Consider the following 20,342-nt stretch of genomic DNA (forward strand, 5'->3'; position numbering starts at 1 on the left):
GTCCCGCCATGCCGGTCGAGTTCATCAGCGCCGTCCATCCTAACCCCGCCACCGAGGGCGACCCCACCGCGGGCAAGGGCATCGACGTCGACTACGCCCGCCGCTACGCCCGTGCCCTGGACGACGGCGGCTTCGACTACACCCTCGTCACCTACCACTCGGCCTCCCCGGACGCGCTGCAACTGGCGCAGTTCGTGGCCAACCACACCGAGCGCATCAAGCCCGTCCTCGCCCACCGCCCCGGAGTGGTCTTCCCGACCCACGCGGCCCGCGCCCTGGCCACACTGGACCGGATCAGCAAGGGGCGCCTGGTGGTGCACATCATCTCCGGCGGCAGCGACGAGGAGCAGCGCCGTGAGGGCGACTACCTGAGCAAGAGCGAGCGGTACGCGCGCTCGGACGAGTACATACAGATCCTGCGTGACGTGTGGGCGGCCGACGGACCGATCTCCCACGAGGGCCCGTACTACCGCTTCGAGGGCTTCCGCTCCGACGTCACCCCGTACAACGGCACGATCCCGATCTCCGTGGGCGGCTCCTCCGAGGACGCCTACCGGGTGGGTGGGCAGCAGGGCGACATCTTCGGCCTGTGGGGCGAACCGCTGAAGGAGACCGCCGAGCAGATCGCCGCGGTCAACGCCCACGCGGACGCCGCCGGCCGACCCCACCCCCGCATCTGGGTGTCGTTCCGCCCGATCATCGCCCCCACCGACGAGCTGGCCTGGGAGAAGGCCCACCGCATCCTCGGCTCGATCCAGACCAACCACGCCGAGCGCGCCAAGCAGCGCCACTACCCGGCGCTCGGCCAGGGCACTCCCGCCAACGTCGGCTCCCAGCGGCTGCTCGCCGTCGCCGAGCGCGGCGAGGTCCACGACCGTTGCCTGTGGACCGCACCCGCCTCGGCCACCAACGCCGCCGGCGCCTCCACCGCACTGGTCGGCTCCCCGGAGACGGTCGCCAAGGCGCTGCTCGACTACGTCGACATCGGCTGCGAGCTGCTGTCCATCCGGGGTTATGACCCGCTCAACGACGCTGTCGACTACGCCCGTCACGTCCTCCCCCTGGTCCGCCAGGAGCTGGCACACCGCGCCGCCACGGGAGCCGCCGCGTGAGGCGGACCTGGCGCGCTCTGCCACTCGTCGGACTCCTCATTGCCGTACTCAGCTCCTGCGGTGGCCCCGCGGGCGCGGAGGACGGCGGCGGAACCGTCACGCTGCGCGTGGGCGCGACCGGGTGGAAGCGCGAGGAGGCCCTGCTGAAGTTCGCCCACCTCGACGACACGCCGTACCAGGTGAGATGGAGCCTCTTCCAGGGAGGCGACAAGCAGTTGGAGGCGGTCCGGGCCGGGGCGCTCGACGTGGCGAGTTCCAGCGAGATCCCGCCGGTGTTCGCCGCCGCCGACGGCAAGCCCAACTTCAAGGTCGTCGCCGTACAACGCGGCAACACCCTCAACCAGGAGGTCGTGGCCCCCAAGGGCTCGGACATCACCTCGATCGCGCAGCTCAAGGGCAAGAAGGTCGGCTACGTCAAGAACACCACCGCCCACTACTTCCTCTACGAGCTGCTCAAGCAGGCCGGACTCGGCTGGGAGGACATCACCGCAGCCCCGCTGGAACCCGACAAGGCGCTGGCCGCGCTGAACGGCGGCTCGATCGACGCCTTCGCCGGATACGGCAACGCGATCATCGCCGCCCATCAGCAGGGCGCCCGCACCATCGGCTCCGGCAGGGACATCCTCTCCGGGAACTTCCTGTGGACCGCCTCCGACGAAACGCTCGGCAGCGCGGCCGAGCGCGAGGCACTGGCCGATCTGCTCGCCCGTATCGACCAGGCGTACGCGTATGTCCGAGACGGGCACCAGCAGGAGTACGCGAAGGTCGTCGCCACCGCCACGCACCAGCCGCTGGAGGAGGCGCTGGAAGAGTTCGAGGAGGGCGAGGCACAGCGGAGGACCGAGGTGCAGACCGTGACCGCGAAGGCCACCGCGTCCGAGCAGACGGTCGCCGACTCTTTCCAGGAGCTCGGTGCGCTCAAGCAGCCCCTGAAGGTCTCCGCGTTCTGGACCGACCGTCTCAACTCCCCGCTGCGGAAGGCCCTTTCCTCATGACGACCGCTCTCCGGCTGCCCGTGCCCGATCTCGCCGCCCTCGCCTCGGTGACGGACCGGCTCACCGCCACGGCCGCCGCCTACGACCGCACGGGCGCCTTCCCCGCCGACGGGATCCGGGCCGCGCACGAGGCGGGGCTGCTGACCGCCACCGTCGCCGAGCGCTACGGCGGTCCGGGCCTCGGGGTCGCCGCCGCCGCGCGCATCCTGCACGCACTGGGCAAGGGCGATCCCTCGGTGGCGCTGATCGCGGCGATGAACCTGACCATCCACCACCGCCAGGCCGTACGGGCGCACTGGCCCGAGGAGTTGTACGGGCAGGTGCTGGCCGCTGCGGCCGAAAGGCCGGTGCTGCTCAACCACGTGCGGGTGGAGCCCGAGCTGGGCTCACCCGCGCGCGGCGGGCTGCCCGCGACGGTGGCCCGGCGCACGGCGACCGGCTGGTCCCTCACCGGGCGCAAGCGGTTCGCCACCGGCGTCGAGGGGCTCGACTGGCTGCTGGTGTGGGCCACCACCGACGAACCCACCCCACGGGTCGGCACGTTCGCCGTACCCGGCGCCTCCCCCGGCATCGAGATCACCCACCCCTGGGACCACCTGGGTCTGCGGGCCAGCGGGAGCCACGACATCGCACTGCACCAGGTGGAGATCTCCGCCGGGAACGTGGTCGACATCGCCGACCACGGTCCAGGCGCCGAGCAGGACAACCGCGCGGCCGCCGGCCTACATCTCCCGCTCGCCGCCCTGTACCTGGGCGTGGCCCGCGCGGCCCAGCGGTACTTCCACCGCTTCGCGGGAGAACGGGTCCCCGCCAACCTCGGCCACCCGGTCGCCCGTACGGAACGCTTCCGGCGGGCCGCCGGTGAGATCGCCCTGCGCCTGGACGCCGCCGAACAGTTGGTGTTCGGCGGCGCCGAGCGGGTGGACGCGGCCGACGACACGTGCACCCCCGAACTCGCCCTGGGCGCCCGGATCCTGGCCGACCGGCACGCCGTCGAGGCGGTCGGGCTGGCGGTACGGCTGCTGGGCAATCCGGGGCTGAGCCGTGACAACCCGCTGGAGCGCCACTTCCGCGACGTCCAGTGCGCCCCGGTGCACGCCCCGCAGGAGGACGTCGCACTGCTCGCAATCGGCAGCCGAGCACTGGAGGGCAACGGATGACCGTCGCCCAACTCGGTACCACCGAGGCCCTGTTGACAGCCCTGAGCCGCGATTTGCCGGGGGACGCCCTCATCACCGGCCCCGCGGCCACCGCCCCGTACGCCGCCGACCGCTCCGGCAGCCACCCGGACGGCGAGCCCCTTGCCGTCGTGCACGCAGCGAGCGCCGAGCACGTGCGGACGACACTGCGGCATGCGCACGCGCTGCGGGTGCCGGTCGTGGCGCGCGGGGCCGGGACCGGCCTGTCCGGCGGCGCGAACGCCGGCACCGGCACGGTCGTACTGGATCTGTCGAGGATGAACCGGATCCTCGACCTCGACCCGCACGACCAGATCGCCGTCGTCGAACCGGGTGTCATCACCGCCGAACTGGACCGAGCGGCAGGCGAGTTCGGGCTGCGCTACGCGCCGGATCCGGCGAGCGCGGCGATCTCCACCGTGGGCGGCAACATCGCCACCAACGCGGGCGGGCTGCGCTGCGCCAAATACGGGGTGACCCGGGACGCCGTGCTGGGCCTCGACGTGGTCCTCGCGGACGGCACGCCGATACGCACCGGCCGGCGCACCGTCAAAGGGGTCACCGGCTACGACCTCACGGCCCTGCTCACCGGCTCCGAAGGCACCCTGGGCGTGATCACCGCGGCCACGCTGCGACTTCGCCCGGTGCCGGAGTCGACAGTCACCATCGCCGCGTACTTCGACACCTTCGCCGAGGGCGCCGAGGCCGTGTCGGTGCTGACCACCGCCCGGCTGGAGCCCTCCATGGCCGAGCTGCTGGACGGGCCGGTGCTGGCTGCCGTGGACGACGCGCAGGGCACGGACCTGCGATCCCGTGGTGGAGCGTTGCTGCTTCTACAGTGCGACGGACACGCCGCCGCGACCGAGGCGGAACTGGCCGTACAGCTGCTGGACGGGCGCGCGACATCGGTGGAAACCACCGCCGACCCGGCGGAGGCGGCCGGGCTCCTCACGGCCCGCAGGCTCGCCCTGCCCGCCCTGGAGCGGCTGGGCCGGGTGCTGATCGAGGACATCGCGGTGCCCAGAACCCAACTGGCCGCCGCCGTACGCGAGATCACGGCCATCGCCGAGCGTCACGACGTACGGATCTTCACCTTCGCCCACGCCGCGGACGGCAACCTCCACCCCATCCTCGTCCTCGACCCCGGCACCCCCGGCATCCCTGACGCGGCCTGGCAGGCGGCGGGCGACATCTTCACCGCTGCACTGCGCCTGGGCGGCACCCTCACCGGGGAGCACGGCGTGGGCACCCTCAAGCGGCGGTGGCTCGCGGACGAACTCGGCCCGGAACAGCACGCGTTGCAGCAGCGCATCAAGGCGGCCTTCGACCCGCACCACATCCTCAACCCGGGCAAAGCCCTCTGAAGGAGACACCTCATGGCGACCGTTCTCTCCGTTTCCGGAAGCCCCTCCCCCACCTCCCGCACCGCCCGTCTCCTGCGCGACCTCGACGCCCGGCTCACGGCGCAGGGACACGAGGTGATCCCTCTGGACGTCCGCACACTCCCGCCCGAGGCTCTGCTGCACGCCGACTTCGGTCACCCGGCGATCGTGGAGGCCACCGCCCAGTTCGAGCGGACGGACGGAGTCGTGATCGGCACCCCCGTCTACAAGGCCGCGTACTCCGGCCTGCTCAAGTCGCTGCTCGACCTGCTGCCGCAGCACGCCCTGAGGGGCAAGACGGTGCTGCCGCTGGCGACCGGCGGCACCACCGCCCACGTCCTGGCCATCGACTACGCCCTGCGCCCGGTACTCGCCTCCATGGACCCGGCCCACATCACCCCTGGCTGGTTCGTGCTGGACCGGCACATCGAGGTGCGACAGGACGGCGGAATCGACGTCGAGCCGGGCACGAGGCAGGCACTGGACCAGGTGACAGACCAGTTCTCCGCCGCCCTCAGCGCACGAACTCCGCTGCGGGCGGCGGCGTGAGCGAGGCTCGCTCAGTCCGTACGGCTCCATGTGCTGGGCATGGGAGTCCGCAACCGGGATGATGAGCGAGCTGGACACGGTGATCACCCAGGGAGAGCGGGCGCTGATGAGAGCGTGTGTGGTCGGGGCGGGGCCCGGGGGAATCGTCACCGCCAAGGTGCTGCTGGAGAACGGCTTCGACGTCACGGTCTTCGACAAGTACCGGCAGGTCGGCGGGATCTGGTCAGCGGAGGGCTGCTACGACGGGCTGGCCAGTCAGTCCTCGCTCCGCCTCTTCGAGTTCGCGGACCTGCCCAACCGCCTGCACTTCGCCGGCGCGGAGGACACGCAACGCTACCTGGAGAACTACGCCGAGACCTTCGGAGTGCTGGGCCGCGTCCGGCCCGGCACCGAGGTGGTCTCCATCCGGCCAGTGGATGGGCCAGGAAGGGTCGGCGCCTCCGGCTGGCTGATCGGCTCTCGGCCCACCGGGGACGAGACGGCGGAGGTTCAGCGCGAAACATTCGACTATGTCGTTGTCGCCAGTGGGGCCCATCATCATGCCCGGTTGCCAGAACTGCCCGGGCGTGAGTTGTTCCGCGGGACCGTGCTGCACTCCAACGAGGTGCGGGCCGGGACATTCGACGGCCGGCGCGTGGTCGTCGTGGGCGGCGGCAAGTCCGCACTGGAGCTGATCACCCGCGCCGCACGCGAAGCGGCCTCGGCCACCATCGTGCAGCGCAAGGTCAACTGGATGGTCCCCGAGCGGCTTCTCCTGGGTACGGTCGGCTACAAGTGGATCCTGCTGAGCCGGCTCGGTGAGGCGCTCCTGCCCCGGTACCACGATCCGGCCTGCGTCCGTCCGATCGACCGCGTCGACGACCGGATCAAGCGAGCACTGTGGTGGCTCATCACCCGCGACATGCTGATGTCCACCGGGCTGTACCGGCTGCCGAGACAGCTGCGGCCCGCTCACACACTCCCCTTCCACCTGGCCCACGCGGGCGTGATGCCACGCGGCTACGCGCGGGCCGTCCGCCGCGGCCTGATCTCCCCCAAGGTCAGTGCCGTCGAGGCGTATACCGACAAGGGGCTGCGACTGGCGACCGGCGAGGAAGTGGCGGCCGATGTCATCGTGTTCGCCACGGGGCACCGCAAGGTCTTCCCGTTCCTGGATCCAGCAGTGCAAGCACACGATTCCGCCGGGCGGCTGAGGCTCTACCGAGGCATCGTCCCACCCGGTGCCGAGCGGCTGGCGTTCGTCGGCTTCCGGCAGGTCTTCAACAACATCATGGGCATGGAACTCACCGCGCACTGGCTGACCTGCTACTTCCGGGCGAGGCTGCGCACCACCCCGGGCGAGCGGGAGATGCAAGGGGCCATCGACGCCCGCCTCGCCTGGCAGGAGCAGGTACTGCCAGGTTCCGACGGCTACGACTTCGGCCCCTACGACATCCACTGCGCGGACGAACTCCTCCACGACATGGGGCTGCCGTCCCACCGCGCCGGCAACCTGCTGGCCGAGTATCTGCTTCCCGGCGGAGTCGCACACCGCTACACAGGGCTGACCCGATCACGTCCGCCGAAACGAACGTGAGGATGAGGAGTCGACACCATGGACGGGGTCGTCAGAAGGGGAATTGGCGTTCGCTCCTGGTGGCGTTGATCCAGATGACGTCGGTGAAGTCGGCGATGCTGTCGGGACCGGTCCGACCCCAGCCGCTGTCGCGGACGCCGCCCATCGGCGCGTGGATTTCGTCGTTGACCGTGGGGGAGTTGACGTTGACTATGCCGTGCAGGATCTTCGGGGCGAGTTCGAAGGCACGGTAGGTGTCGCCGGCCAGGATGGTGGAAGTGAGCCCGTACTGGACGCGGTTGGCGACCGCGACGGCCTCTTCGGGAGTGTCGACGGGCTCGACGATGACCAGCGGGCCGAAGGTCTCCTCATGGGCGGCGGTAGCTTCGTACGGCACGTCGGTGAGGATGGTCGGCTGGTACACCAGGCCCTCGTGGGTTCCTCCGGTGCGAACCTTTGCGCCGAGGGACACGGCCTCGGAGATGCGCTGGTCCATCACATCGATCGCGCCCTGGTGCACGAGCGGGCCGATGATCGTCTTCGGGTCCAGCGGGTCACCCGACGGCAGGGTCTTGGTGCGCGCGACGAACTTCTCCAGGAACTCGTCGTAGATCCCGCGCTGAATGATGATCTTGCGGGTGTTCAGGCAGATCTGCCCCTGGTGGAAGAACGACCCGAAGGTGGCCATGCGCACCGCATAGTCGACATCGACATCGTCGAGGATGAGCATCGGGTTGTAGCCACCGAGCTCCAGAACGGTGCGCTTGAGGGTGCGCCCGGCCCGTTCGGCCAGCAGGCGGGCGGTGTTGACGCCGCCGATGAGGTTGATGACGCGCACCTCGTCACTGGCGAAGAACTCGTCGGCGATCCCGGCGGCCGCACCCGGTGCGTGGGGCACGACGTTGACCACGCCGGGTGGAAATCCGGCCTCCTCGGCGATCTCGGCCACCATGAGGCCGGCCGAGATCGGCGCGTACTCCGAAGGCTTGACCACAACGGTGCAGCCGGCCGCGAGCGGGTTGAGCACCGCGCGCCACGACAGGATGTTCGCGCCGTTCCACGGGGTGAAGCTGGCGACGACCCCGAGCGGTCGACGCACTCCGACCGAGTGGGTGTCGGGCAGGTTGGACTGCAGCACCTCGCCCTTGGGCAAGTACACCCAGTTGGCGGCCTGTTCCATGGTCGCGGCAACAAGATCCTGCTGGAAGGTGGAGAACGGGATGGTGCTGCCGGTCTCACGGGCCAGGACGGCGGCTATCTCATCGCGCCGGCGGCGGACGATCTCGGCGGCCTTGAAGAACAGTCGTGCTTTGTCGGCCGGCGGGGTTTCGGCCCAGGCGGGGAAGGCGTCGTTGGCCGCCTCGATCGCGATCTTGGCTTCCTCCGGTCCGCAGTCGGGCGCGTGGGCGTAGACCTTGCCGGTGTAGGGCTCGAAGTCGTCGAAGACGGACGGGGCATCGCGCCACTGTCCGCCCGCGTACCACTGGTAAGTCCGGGCGGTTTCGGCAGAGGAAGGGGAGGTGGCCGAGGCGGTGTTCGTGTCAGTCATGAAGTCTCCTGAGGGAATGAGGCCCAGCCGTCAGTTGTCCGGGCGAACGGCTGCCTCAAGGGCGCCGAGGACGCCGAGTTGGGCGAGGATCACGCTCCCGGACGGGTAGCAGTCGAACCGCTTGATCTTTCCTTCGACCAGCTCGAACACGTCACAACAGGGGGCGTCCATCCGGTTCCCGGTGGGGTCCAGCGTCCCGCCGGCCACGCTCAGCGGGCCGTCGTGAGTGCCCTGGAGTGCCAACTGCACGACGACGATGTCCCCGCTCACGTAGAGCTGGTAGAGCTCGCGGTGCATGTCGGGGAATGCCCGCCCGTAGTTCTCCACAGGGAAGTAGAGGTCCCTACCGCGGTAGGTCTCGCCGATCGACTCGTCGGTGAACGTTCCGTCCTCGGTGAAGGCCCCGAGCCAGCCCTCGATGTCCTTGTCCTCGGCTACTTGGTACGCCTTCCGGATGATCTGCTCGTTGTTCATGCCGGTTCCTCCTCGGGCCTCTGTTGCTCGATGTCAGGCTCTTCGCCGGGCAGGTGAGAGGTCGTCACCGGAATCCGGTGATCCGCAGTCGGCCCGTCTCCTTCCTGGCGGTCAGGCAGTGGGAAAGTGCCGTCTCAGCTCGGCGCGGGCCGCGTCGTCGAGACCGACACCGGCGGCGGCGAGGTTCTCGGCGAGATGGGCTCGCGTGCGGGTTCCGGGGATGAGCAGGACGTTCGGGGAGAGGTCGAGCAACCAGCCGAGGGCGATCCGGGCCGGGGTGGCGGACAGCCGGGCGGCCAGCGCGGCGAGGGCAGGGTTCCCGAGCAGCTGGTGGCGTACCTCCCCGGGCAGTCCCAGCGGGCAGAAGGGAACGAAGGCGATGTCCCGTTCCGCGCATTCCATGAGGACGTCCATGGACCGCTGGTCCGCCAGGTTGAACAAGTTCTGCACGCAGACGATCTCCGTCTGTGCGACGGCTCGCAGCAGCTGTCGCCGGGAGACGTTGCTGAGGCCGACGCCCTCGATGAGCCCTTCCTCGCGGGCCTTCACCAGTGCCGCCAGCTGGGCGTCGAACCGGCTGTCCGGTGCCGCGGACGGGTCCATCATGCGCAGGTTGACAGCGGCCAGGCTGCTCACGCCGAGCGTGGCGAGGTTCTCTTCAATGCCCTGGCGCAGCTGGTGCGGCTCGTCGAAGCGCCGCAACGATCCGTCGGCGCCGCGGCGGGCGGCCACTTTGCTCACGATCGCCAAGCCGTCCGGGTAGGGGTGCAGCGCCTCCCGGATGAGCTCGTTCACCGTGCCCGCGCCGTAGAACTGCGCGGTGTCGATGTGGTCCACCCCGGCGTCGACCGCGGCGCGCAGCACCCGCAGCGCCTCGTCGCGATCTCGCGGCGGCCCGAAGGCCCCGTCGCCGGCGAGTTGCATCGCGCCGTAGCCGGTCCGGTGCACCCGCAGCGGACCGAGCGGGAAGGTCCCGCCCAGTTCCTGTCCGCGTTCTGTCATGCCGTCTCCTGTCGGCTCGCACCGCTCCCGACCTCATGCCGCAGCGTCACGCGGTCCACGGCCGGGAACTGGACTCGTCGAAGCCCTGGCGCCCTCTGCAATCGCTGCACGACCTTGATGCGCCCTTCAGCGCATGCTCAGGATCACCGCGGTGAAGGTGACAGGTCGTCGCCGGGATGCGGTGATTGACGTCGGTTACGCTGGCCGCGTGCCTGAAGGACATGTCGCGATGCCCGACCCACTGGCCGCAGCGGGTTCAGGCCACGCACCGGGTCGGGGCCGCCTCGGGCTCATCGACCGCCGCGACCTGATCGCCGCCCTGGACCGCGCGGCCGAGAAGCAGGTGACGGTGATCTCTGCGCCCGCCGGCAGCGGGAAGACGTCGCTCCTGCGCGCGTGGGCCGACCGGCCTGGCCAGAACCGCCGTATCGCGTTCATGTCCGTCCGACCGGGCCAACAGGACGCGCAGCATTTCTGGCTCGCTCTGCTGGACGCGGTCCGCGCCGCGGCAGGCACCGGGGACGCTGCGGAGCCGCCACCCGTGACACCCGGCTTCGACGGCGGCGCCATGATGGACAAGGTTCTGTCCGAGATCACGGCGTCCCGCGGGCCCTTTTTCCTGGTCATCGACGACCTGCACGAGCTCGGTTCCGCAGCGGCCACCGAGCAGCTGGCGGCGCTGCTGACGGGTCTCCCCCAGGGCGCCCACGCGATCGTGGCCACCCGCCGTGACCCACCGCTGCGCCTGCACATGCTGCGGTTGGCCGGCGAACTGGCCGAGATCCGCGCCGCGCAGCTGCGCTTCACCGATGCCGAGACCCGCGAGTTCCTGGCCGTCGCCGGAATCGTGCTGCCCGACCACCTGGCCGGCATGCTGCACCAGCGCGCCGAGGGCTGGGCGGCCGGGCTGCGGCTCGCCGCGCTCTCCCTTGCCGGGCACCCGGATCCCGAACGGTTCGTCTCCGAGTTCTCCGGCAGTCACCGTACGGTCGCCGAGTACCTGATGGCCGAGATGCTGGAGCGGCAGCCTGCTGACGTGCAGCGTCTGCTCCTGCGCACCTCCCTGCTGGACCAGGTGAACGGTGAGCTGGCCGATCTGCTCACGGGTGCGACCGGATCGGAACGCATCCTGCTGGATCTGGAGGACGCCAACGCGTTCGTCGTGTCGCTCGACCCCGGCCGCACCTGGTTCCGCTACCACCACATGTTCGCTGACCTGCTCCGGCTGGAACTGCGCCGCACCGTCCCCGGTGACATCCCGGACCTGCACCGGCTGGCCGCGCGCTGGTTCACCGAACACGCCCAGGCCGCCGATGCCATCCGGCACCTGCAAGCCGCCGGCGACTGGGCTGAGGCAGCCCGTCTGCTCACCGATCACACCGTCAGCCTCACCCTCGACGGACAGGCCGGAACCGTCGTGGCACTGCTGCGCTCCTTCCCGGCCCGCACCGGCGAGGAATTCCCGGAGCTGGCCCTGGTGTACGCCAACGCAGACCTGCACCAGCACCGTCTGGAGGAGGCGCAGGCGCACCTCGATATCGCCAGGTCGTACGCCGCCACGACACCGCCCGACCGCCGGCATCGGCTGCGGACGGCGATCGTGTCCCTGGACCTGCTGCTGGCCCGGCTGCGCGGGCACTTCGACGCCGTGTTCGAGCAGGCCGACGCACTGCCCTCCCCCGCCACCGGTCTGTCCAACACCGAGGTGGCGCTCGCCGGCGACCTGCGGGCCCTCGTACTCCTGAACCTGGGTGTCACCGAGGCCTGGTCGCTGCGGTTCGCCGACAGCGAGCGGCACCTTCTGGAGGGCGCCGCACTCGCCCACGACATCGGCCGTCCCTACCTTGAGGTCGCCTGCCTCGCCCACCTGGGATACGCCTCCGGAAACCGTTCCTTCGCCGTGGTCCGGCAACGCTGTGAGCAGGCCTTGGCGCTGGCCGCCCGGTACGGCTGGGACACCGAGCCGGTGATCGTCCCCGCACAGGCGTCCTTCGCCGGGACGTTGATCTGCACCGGCGAGTTCGACCGCGGGCAACAGTGGCTGGACCGTGCACGGCGTGGCACTTCGTCCGAGGGCGAACCCGGTATCCGGCTGTTGGTACGCATGATCTCCGCGATGCTTCTGGCGGCGCGCGGGCGCCATCGCGAGGCTCTGGCCGAGCTGACCGCCGCCGAGCAGGTACAGGCACGCATGGTGAGCGAGCACGGACTGTGGTCCCGGGTCACCGCCTTGACGGCGGCCACTCAGGCCCGCCTCGGGATGGTCGATCAGGCGCGGTCGGCCCTCGCCGCTCTCGACGACCGGCGGGCCGCCGCCGGGGAGATCCGCAACGCGGCAGCGGTGATCCGCCTCGCCGAACAGGACCCTGCCGGCGCCCGCCGCGAACTCCGGTCGGTCCTCGACGGCACCGCCCCGGTCAGCTCCTTTCTCACCTCGATCGAGGCCCATCTCCTGGACGCGCTGGCCTGCCGCGACCTGGGCGACAAGCACGCAGCGGCGGCAGCCGTCGAACAGGCGCTGAACCTCGCCGAGCCGGACCGGATGATCCTGCCCTTCGCGATGACCGGCGCCTGGGAACTGCTCGAGGACCTGCACCCGAGGACGTCGCACGCCGCGCTGGTCTCCGACATCCTCGGCGTCGTCCGCGGCGGCGTCCCGGCCGGGCCGGACCGGCCGGCTTCGGCGCCGGCCGAGGAGCTCAGCCCGAGTGAGCTGCGCGTCCTGCGCTATCTGCCGACAAACCTCACCCGGCCCGAGATCGCCGCCGAGCTGTCGGTCTCGCCCAACACCGTCAACACCCACATCCGCCGGATCTACGCCAAGCTCGGCGCCGGCGACCGTTCCTCGGCGGTGCAGCGCGGGCGTGAGCTGCGGCTGCTGTCGAACGGCCGTAGCTGAGCCTCGTACGATCACCGGATTCCGGTGACGCCCGTTCACCTGACCGCCCACGACCATGGGCGTATGGGTGATGACCCCGTGCTGTATCAGATCCGGGTCAATGGCCACCTCGGCCCCACCCTGCTGACGGCATTCCCGGCGTTCGTGCCCGAGCAGCAGGGCACCGAAACCGTGCTCACCGGGCTGCTGCCGGACGCCGCGGCGCTCTTCGGCGTCCTCTCCGAGATCGAGGCCCTCGGCCTCGATCTCCTCGAAGTCCGCAGGGTCCGGCCCCGGCTCCATCAGGACCTCTCGGACCGGGCTGGACCGGACCGGCAGAGTGCGCGGCCGAACCACCCCCCACCGAAGGGAGACGTTCCGTGAGCACCGAGCAGCAGGAGACCCTCGACGCGATCCTGCGTCAGTCCGCCTTCCCCGTCGACAGCGAGGTCGGCGAACAACGGCGCCTGCTTCGCGAGTTGACGTCGGCGCAGCCGCTGCCCGCCGATGTGACCGCGAAGTCGGCAACGCTGGGCGGTGTCCCCACCATCGAGATCACGGTCGACGGCGTCGAACCCCGGCACTTCGTTCTGTACTTCCATGGCGGCGTCTACGTGCTGGGGGACGCCCTCAGCGCCGCCGGTCTGGCCTCGCAGATCGGCCGGCGGACCAGCGCCAAGGTCCTCTCCGTCGACTACCGGCTCGCCCCCGAGCATCCGTATCCGGCAGCGGTGGACGATGCTCTGGCAGCCTACGAAGCCCTCCTACAGGACGGCATCGCCCCCTCGGACATCGTCTTCGCAGGAGAGTCCGCCGGTGGCGGGCTCGCCCTCGCCACCCTGGTCAATGCCCGCGATCACGGGCTGCACCTGCCGGCCGCGGCCTACGTCATGTCGCCGTACGTGGACCTCACCCTGGCCGGGACGACCATGGAAACCAAGCGGAAGGTCGACCCGCTGCTCAGCCGGCAGCTCCTTGAGCCCCGGGTCACCGACTACACGGCTGGACAGGACGCCGCTCTCGGCCTGATCAGCCCCGTCTTCGCGGACCTGTCCGGCCTGCCGCCCCTGCTCATCCAGGTCGGGTCCCACGAGGTCCTCCTCGACGACGCCGTACGCCTTGCCCAGCAGGCCGCCGCCGCGGACGTCGAGGTCACCCTGGACATCACCCCTCGGGTGCCGCACGTCTTCCAGGCCTACCTTCCGCTTCTCGACGAGGCGGCCGCTGCGCTGGACAGGGCCGGAGAGTTCCTGTCCGCACGGCTCGACTGACCCGTTCCATCGAAAAGACGGACATGACGCATCACCGGAATCGGGTGATGACCTCTCACCTGGCCGGTGACGACTCTGGCGCGGTGACGACCCGGCGGCGGCAGAAGCTGTGTCCGCGCCGCCCGCTCCGAAGCCCGGGAGGCTCTCGTGAAGCTGAACGTGAACGGTGCCGACGTCGAAGTCGACGACCGTTTCGCGGCCAGTCCGCTGTTGTGGGTCCTGCGGGACGTATTGGGACTGCGCGGAACGAAGTATGGCTGCGGGATCGGCCAATGCGCGGCGTGCACGGTGCTGATCGACGGGCGCAACACCAAGGCCTGCCAGACACCGGCCGAGCGCACCACCGGGAAGGCGATCACCACCGTCGAAGGTGCGTCGGGCCCGGTCATCGACGCGGTCCGGGACGCCTGGTACCGGGGCAACGTGGTCCAGTGCGGTTACTGCCAGCCCGGCCAGACCCTGGCCGCTGCCGCCCTGCTGGAGACCGACCGATCACCGGACGACGCGACGGTCACCCGGTGGATGAACGGGAACCTGTGCCGATGCGGCACCTATCCGCGCATCCGGGACGCGATCGGCCAGGCCGCCGACGCGCTGGCCGAGGGCCGCGCCCCGCAGCGGCTGGACACTGCGCCGGAGCTGGAGATGCAGCCGCTGACGCCGGAGGAGCTGGCCGATCCGGTCCATCCGTACGTGCGCATCCACCAGGACGGGACCGTGGTCGCCTATTCGAACCAGATCGAGATGGGGCAGGGCGCCCACACCGGCCTTGCGACGATCGTGGCGGAGGAACTGGACGCGGATGTCTCCTCGGTCCGGGTGGTCAACGCGGCGAACGGGACCAGGCCCGACGGGGGCGGGGATGTGTACGGGACCCCGGCGGGCGGCGGGTTCATCCAGCTGACCGGCGCGTCCACCTCGACGCAGGGGTACTGGGAGCGCTACCGCCTGGCCGCCGCCCGGGCGCGGGCGCGGCTGATCGCGGCCGCGACCGAGGCCTGGCAGGTGCCGGCGGAAGAAGTCGAGATCGAGTCGGGCACGCTGCGCCACTCGAGCGGGAAGCAGGCCGGATTCGGTGAACTCGCGGCGCGCGCCGAGCAGTTGGCGGTGCCGGACGACGTACGTCCGAAGGATCCGGGCCAGTACAAGCTGATCGGGCGCGAGGGCAGGCTCCGGGTCGACTCTCCCGGGAAGATCCTCGGCACGACGCGGTTCACCATCGACGTCTCCCTGCCTGGATTGCTGACCGCGGTGGTACTGCATCCCCCCAAGTTCGGCGCCGTACCGGCCGCGGTCGACGACAGCGCGACGCTGGCCGAGCCGGGGGTGACCGCGGTGGTGCAGATCGACGAGGGCATTGCGGTGGTCGGCGACACCTTCGATGCCGCGCAGCGGGGGCTGCGTGCGCTCCGGGTGGACTGGGACGAGCAGAAGGCCGAACTGCGCAGCTCGGAGGAGCTGTTGGCCGAGCACCGGCGGCTGGTCGAATCCGGCGAGCAGGCCGTGACGGCCCGGGAGGACGGCGACGTGGCGGCCGCGCTCGCGGACGCGGCGTACGTCGTGGACGCGGTCTATGAGCTGCCCTACCTGGCGCACGCCCCGATGGAGCCGAACAACGCCGTGTGCCGGATGGGCGACGACGGCGTGCTGGAGGTCTGGGCCGGCACCGAGGGCCCCGAGTACACACGTATGGCGGCCTCCGCGGCGGCCGGCATCGAAAAGGACCGAGTCCGGGTGCATGTCCCGTACGCCGGAGGGTCGTTCGGTCTGCACAGCAGCTCCGGCAACGACCCGACGAGCGAAGCTGTGCAGGTTGCGAAGGCGCTGGGCTGGAAGCACCCGGTCAAGCTTCAGTCGCTGCGCGAGGAGGAGATGAAGAGCGGCCGCTACCGGGCGATGGCCGTGCACCGGGTCCGGGCCGGCGCCGACGCGGAGGGCCGCCCCACCTCGTTCCATCAGCAGATCGCCGCCCAACCGACCTCGGTCAACCTGCCGTTCGTGGCCGAGGTGCTGTTCAGCAAGGGCGTCGACCACATGACGGCGAGCGGCGCCGTCGACCCGCCGTACGCGCTCGGCAACTTCAAGCTGGAGACCACCAACGTCAAGACCGGCGTCCCCATCATGGTGTGGCGGTCGGTCGGCAACTCCCACACCGAGTTCGCCCGCGAGTCGGCCATCGATGAGCTCGCGGCCACCACCGGACGCGACCCCGTGGACCTCCGCCGCGACCTGCTGGCCGACAATCCGCGCACCCTGCGGGCGCTGGACCTGGCCACCGAACGGGCAGGCTGGGGAACACCGTTGCCCGAAGGCCGCGCTCGGGGCGTCGCGTGCAGCAGCTTCCTGTCCCACAGCGCCCAGGTCACCGAGATCTCCCTCGACAACCGCAAACGCGTCCACATCGAGCGGATCACCTTCGCACTCGACTGCGGCATCACCGTCAACCCGGACCTGATCCGCGCGCAGGTCGAAGGCGGCCTCATCTACGCGCTGAGTGCCGCCGCGTGGGGCGAGGTCGTGCTCGACGACGGCGGCCGGATCCTCACCCAGAACTTCGACCGCTACCCCGTCATGCGCATGCAGTCGGTGCCCAGGATCGACGTACATCTGATCGAGTCGGGCGAGCCGCCGACCGGCGTCGGCGAAGTCAGCGTGCCCACCGCCGCACCCGCCCTGACGAACGCCATCGCAGCCCTCACCGGAACGCGAATCCGCCGACTGCCCATCAGCAAGACCCTCCGGGTCTTCTGAACCTTCTGAGAAAGGACACTTCCCATGGCCGACGTCACGATCACCCCCAGCGAGGACGGCCCCTACCTGGTCTCCGGGCCCGTACGCCTGACCGATGTCGACGGCCGGGAAATCCCGCACCCGGACGAGATGTCCCTGTGCCGCTGCGGCCAGTCCGGCAACAAGCCGTTCTGCGACGGCACCCACGCCACCGTCGACTTCGACGGCACGCTCGCCAACTGAGGCAACTGAGGCAAGCGACCAGGCTCGACCGCCCGCAACACAAGGAGATCCCCATGTCTGACGTACCCGCGACCGCTGACGTGGTAGTCGTCGGCGGAGGTTCGGCCGGCGCGGTCCTCGCGGCCCGCCTCAGCCAGGACCCCGCGCGCACGGTCCTACTGCTGGAGGCCGGGCGTGTGTATGCCGCCGACGCCTACCCGCCCGCCCTGCTCGACGCGAACCGGATCGCCGACCCGGATCACGACTGGGGCTACACCTCGCGCGGCACCGACGAGGCACCACAGCTTCCGACCCCGCGGGGCAAGGTGCTCGGGGGCAGCTCCGCGGTGAACGCCTGCGTCGCACTGCGGGCCCGCGCCGCCGACTTCGCCAAATGGGGCGAGCACGGTGTCGAGGGCTGGTCCTACGACGACGTACTCCCGGCGTTCAAGCTGCTGGAGAACACCCCCACCGGCGACGACGCCTATCACGGGCGGACCGGCCCGCTGCCGATCCGGCAGCGCACGGACAGCGAACTGACGCCGTCCCTCCGGGGATTCGTCGAGGCAGCCGTCGCGCACGGCTTCAAGCGAGTGCACGACTTCAACGGCGCCGAGCAGAACGGCGCCGACGGCTACCCGGTCGACGTGGTCGACGGCGTCCGGCAGAACACGGGCCTGGTCTACCTCACCGCAGAGGTACGCCGACGGCCCAACCTCACCATCCGCGGCGACGTCGACATCGACCGCGTGCTGTTCGACGGCACGACCGCCACCGGCGTCCTCTCGGCCGACGGCACGGAGTACCGGGGCGGAGAGGTGATCCTCTGCGGCGGCGCATACGGCAGCCCGGCCATCCTGCTGCGCTCCGGCATCGGCCCGGCCGCCGACCTGACCGCACTGGACATCCCCGTCATCGCCGACCTGCCCGTCGGGCAGCGGCTTCACGACCAGCCGGGCTACTACAACGCCTACGCGCTGGCCCCCGGCCACCTGGAGATGACCCCCGCGGTCGGTTCCCTCCTGTGGACCGCCTCCAGCGAGGCCGTCGGCGACGAACTCGACCTCCACGTCACCACCACCCACCTGATGGACGGCTCCTACAGCCCCACCGGAGGGGCGATCGTGGTGATGGCCGCCCTCGTCCAGCCCGAGTCGACGGGCACGCTGAAGCTGGCCAGCCGGGATCCCGGCGACGCCCCGCTCATCGATGCCAACTTCCTCGGCACCGATCGCGACGTCCGGCGCATGCTGGAAGGCGTCAAACTCGGGCGCGCCATCGCCCGCAACCCGGTCTTCGCACCGTTCGTCGCGGCCGAGATGACCCCCGGCGACGCGGTGACCGACGACGACGCCCTGACCCGGATCATCGCCGCGAATCCGGCCATCTACGGCCACCCCACCTCCACAGTGCCGATGGGCGGCTCCGCCGACCCGTGGGCCGTCGTCGATTCCGTCGGCGCCGTCAAGGGCGTCAGCGGGCTGCGGGTCGCCGACGCGTCGATCATCCCCGAGGTCCCCTCCGCCACCACCAACGTCACCGTCATCATGGTGGCCGAACGCATCTACCAGCGCGTCTACGCCGGCTGACCACGGAGGCCCGGACACCCCCATGACCTTCACCGTGGACATCCACCACCACATGCTGCCCGACTTCTTCTGGCAGGCGACCAACAAGGGCGACCACCCGGTGGGCGGCATCGCACCGCCACCCTGGTCACGCGCGAGCACACTGTCCTTCCTCGACGACGCCGGCATCGACGTCGCCGTCACCTCCATCAGTACGCCCGGAGCGCATACCGGCGACGACGCCACGGCCCGCACACTGGCACGACGGTGCAACGAACTCGCCGCCGAGCTCAAGCGCGACCGTCCCGACCGGTTCGGAGGCTTCGCCTGCCTTCCTCTGCCGGACATCGACGGTGCGCTCGCCGAACTGGACCACGCCCTGGACACCCTCGGACTCGACGGCGTCGTACTGTTCAGCAACGTCCAGGGCGCCTACCTAGGGGACCCACGTTTCGGCCCGCTCTTCGACGAGTTGCAGCGGCGCGCGGCTGTCGTGTTCGTCCACCCCAACCCGTCGCCCGACCCCGGCGCCCATGCACTCGGACTGCCCGACTCGCTCATCGACTTCCCCGCCGACACCACCCGGGCCATCGCCCAACTCCACTACAGCAACACCTTCGCCCGGACCCCTGACGTCAAGTACGTCTTCTCCCACGCCGGAGGCACCCTGCCCTACCTGGCCGGGCGGTTCGGCATCATCGACGAGATGCAGGTCATCCCCGGAGCCGAAGCCCGCGCGACAGCGGCTGAGACCTTCCGCCGCCTGTACTGGGACACCGCACTGTCCTGGAGCGACCCCGTGCTGCGGATGCTGCGCGATGTCGTGGGAATCGACCGCGTCGTGTTCGGCACCGACTACCCCTATCTGCGCCGCGACCTCGCCGTCTCCTGCCGCGAGCGCATCGAGACCAGCCCGGAACTCAGCGACACGGAGCGAACGGCCGTACTCGGCGCCACGGCGGCGACGCTGATCCCTCGGCTGGCCGCCCTGCGCCCCAAAGACCCCACCCCAGGCTGAGAGTGACACGCCCCCCGGTTCGTTTCATCCGTGGACCTAGACGTGCGAGGCGATATCAGTACAGGAAGCGGTGCAGCGGAGCGGACTCGGTCAGCAGCATGGTGACCCGGTGGGCGAGACGCTGCCACGCCTCATCCTGGGCGTATGTCAGTCTCACGTCCTCGCCGTCGGCTGCCTCCAACACGGCGAAGAGAGTGGCGGTGTCAGCGTCGGGAGTGAGGTCCACCATCGAGAGCACACGCGCCAGGGCACCGACCAGGCCGACCGCGGTCTCCTCGGCAGAAAGGACGCCGCCGCGGAGCACGGCGGCCACACCTGACGGGTCGGCAGCATCCGGCGGTGCCACGAGGATCCCGGACAGCTCACGCAACAGCGCGTACAGCAGGTCTGTTTCCTCGGTGGGCAGGCTGGCGATGCGCAGGCCCTCGTGTTCCCAACGACCATTCGGCGTCCACACCCGCGGTCCCCGCGCCACCGCTTCGGCCAGTGTCTCCCGGATATGCCGGAAGGCCGCGAGTCCCTCCGCGAACCGCGCGTGATCACGCGCCCCACCGGCAGATTCAGCCAAGGGCGCCAGCAAGTGTTCCTCTACGCGCTCGCACTGAGCATCGAGATCCGGGTCCACGACAACGAGGCGAACTGACGTGCGCTGCTCCTGCTGCTCCATGTCGGACACTCTGCCAGTTGGCTCGGACAACCGTGCGGCGCCTTGGCCTCGGACCTCGGCGCCGGCGTCAGCCTTGGCGACTGGGGCGCTCGCCGCGACACCCCGGCGTCAGACAGCCATGATAGACAACGCCGGTGACGATCGGGGCTGTTCGGTGCCCGCCCGCGGGCGCCCGCACAACAACGGGAAGGG

Annotated in this window: 17 protein-coding genes; 13 read left to right on the plus strand and 4 right to left on the minus strand. The window is 70.4% G+C overall.

Annotated features, from left to right (window positions below; translation table 11 throughout):
- Positions 1–8: 8 nt before the first annotated feature.
- The 6 genes from KCH87_RS02020 to KCH87_RS02045 are packed head-to-tail and all read left to right on the plus strand — an operon-like array spanning position 9 to position 6,792.
- The gene (locus KCH87_RS02020) at positions 9–1,112 is read left to right on the plus strand and encodes an LLM class flavin-dependent oxidoreductase (RefSeq protein WP_210583534.1); all 1,104 of its coding nucleotides are present in this window, start codon (positions 9–11) and stop codon (positions 1,110–1,112) included.
- Entirely contained in the window at positions 1,109–2,107 is a 999-nt protein-coding gene (locus KCH87_RS02025) for an ABC transporter substrate-binding protein (protein ID WP_210583535.1), read from the plus strand. The genes KCH87_RS02020 and KCH87_RS02025 overlap by 4 nt, the downstream gene beginning before the upstream one ends.
- A complete protein-coding gene (locus tag KCH87_RS02030; RefSeq protein ID WP_247195552.1) occupies positions 2,104–3,267 on the plus strand; it encodes an acyl-CoA dehydrogenase family protein in 1,164 nt (387 codons plus the stop codon). The genes KCH87_RS02025 and KCH87_RS02030 overlap by 4 nt, the downstream gene beginning before the upstream one ends.
- Complete coding sequence (locus KCH87_RS02035) at positions 3,264–4,649, plus strand: FAD-binding oxidoreductase (RefSeq protein ID WP_210583537.1); 1,386 nt, start codon at positions 3,264–3,266, stop codon at positions 4,647–4,649. The genes KCH87_RS02030 and KCH87_RS02035 overlap by 4 nt, the downstream gene beginning before the upstream one ends.
- Before the next feature lie 12 nt (positions 4,650–4,661).
- Entirely contained in the window at positions 4,662–5,216 is a 555-nt protein-coding gene (ssuE, locus tag KCH87_RS02040) for an NADPH-dependent FMN reductase (protein ID WP_210583539.1), read from the plus strand.
- Between the two features lie 58 nt (positions 5,217–5,274).
- Positions 5,275–6,792, plus strand: coding sequence for an NAD(P)/FAD-dependent oxidoreductase (locus KCH87_RS02045; protein ID WP_210583541.1), 1,518 nt, complete (start codon positions 5,275–5,277; stop codon positions 6,790–6,792).
- Between the two features lie 31 nt (positions 6,793–6,823).
- On the opposite strand, the gene KCH87_RS02050 is transcribed toward KCH87_RS02045, so the two are convergent.
- From KCH87_RS02050 to KCH87_RS02060, 3 genes are all read right to left on the minus strand, one after another.
- Complete coding sequence (locus KCH87_RS02050; RefSeq protein WP_210583543.1) at positions 6,824–8,320, minus strand: aldehyde dehydrogenase family protein; 1,497 nt, start codon at positions 8,318–8,320, stop codon at positions 6,824–6,826.
- A gap of 30 nt (positions 8,321–8,350) precedes the next feature.
- A complete protein-coding gene (locus KCH87_RS02055; protein ID WP_210583545.1) occupies positions 8,351–8,794 on the minus strand; it encodes a nuclear transport factor 2 family protein in 444 nt (147 codons plus the stop codon).
- A gap of 111 nt (positions 8,795–8,905) precedes the next feature.
- Entirely contained in the window at positions 8,906–9,796 is an 891-nt protein-coding gene (locus KCH87_RS02060) for an oxidoreductase (protein WP_210583546.1), read from the minus strand.
- 208 nt (positions 9,797–10,004) lie between these two features.
- On the opposite strand from KCH87_RS02060, the gene KCH87_RS02065 reads away from it, so the two are divergent.
- The 7 genes from KCH87_RS02065 (at position 10,005) to KCH87_RS02095 (ending at position 19,483) form a co-directional block, all read left to right on the plus strand.
- Positions 10,005–12,695, plus strand: coding sequence for a LuxR C-terminal-related transcriptional regulator (locus KCH87_RS02065; protein WP_210583547.1), 2,691 nt, complete (start codon positions 10,005–10,007; stop codon positions 12,693–12,695).
- Between the two features lie 63 nt (positions 12,696–12,758).
- The gene (locus tag KCH87_RS02070; protein WP_210583548.1) at positions 12,759–13,058 is read left to right on the plus strand and encodes a hypothetical protein; all 300 of its coding nucleotides are present in this window, start codon (positions 12,759–12,761) and stop codon (positions 13,056–13,058) included.
- Positions 13,055–13,945: an alpha/beta hydrolase gene (locus tag KCH87_RS02075; protein WP_210583549.1), complete on the plus strand. Its 891-nt coding sequence runs from the start codon at positions 13,055–13,057 to the stop codon at positions 13,943–13,945. Before KCH87_RS02070 ends, KCH87_RS02075 begins: the two co-directional genes overlap by 4 nt.
- Positions 13,946–14,092: 147 nt before the next feature.
- Positions 14,093–16,696 carry a molybdopterin cofactor-binding domain-containing protein gene (locus tag KCH87_RS02080; RefSeq protein ID WP_210583550.1) on the plus strand — a complete coding sequence of 868 codons (2,604 nt, stop codon included), beginning with the start codon at positions 14,093–14,095 and terminating at the stop codon, positions 16,694–16,696.
- Positions 16,697–16,720: 24 nt separating this feature from the next.
- A complete protein-coding gene (locus KCH87_RS02085; protein WP_210583551.1) occupies positions 16,721–16,918 on the plus strand; it encodes a CDGSH iron-sulfur domain-containing protein in 198 nt (65 codons plus the stop codon).
- A gap of 53 nt (positions 16,919–16,971) precedes the next feature.
- A complete protein-coding gene (locus tag KCH87_RS02090; RefSeq protein WP_210583552.1) occupies positions 16,972–18,486 on the plus strand; it encodes a GMC family oxidoreductase in 1,515 nt (504 codons plus the stop codon).
- Between the two features lie 22 nt (positions 18,487–18,508).
- The gene (locus KCH87_RS02095; protein WP_210583553.1) at positions 18,509–19,483 is read left to right on the plus strand and encodes an amidohydrolase family protein; all 975 of its coding nucleotides are present in this window, start codon (positions 18,509–18,511) and stop codon (positions 19,481–19,483) included.
- A gap of 55 nt (positions 19,484–19,538) precedes the next feature.
- Here KCH87_RS02095 and KCH87_RS02100 read toward each other — a convergent pair whose 3' ends face one another.
- Entirely contained in the window at positions 19,539–20,051 is a 513-nt protein-coding gene (locus KCH87_RS02100; protein ID WP_247195553.1) for a hypothetical protein, read from the minus strand.
- Positions 20,052–20,342: the final 291 nt, after the last annotated feature.

It is taken from the genome of Streptomyces sp. GESEQ-35, from assembly GCF_017948485.1.
Classification (GTDB): Bacteria; Actinomycetota; Actinomycetes; order Streptomycetales; family Streptomycetaceae; genus Streptomyces.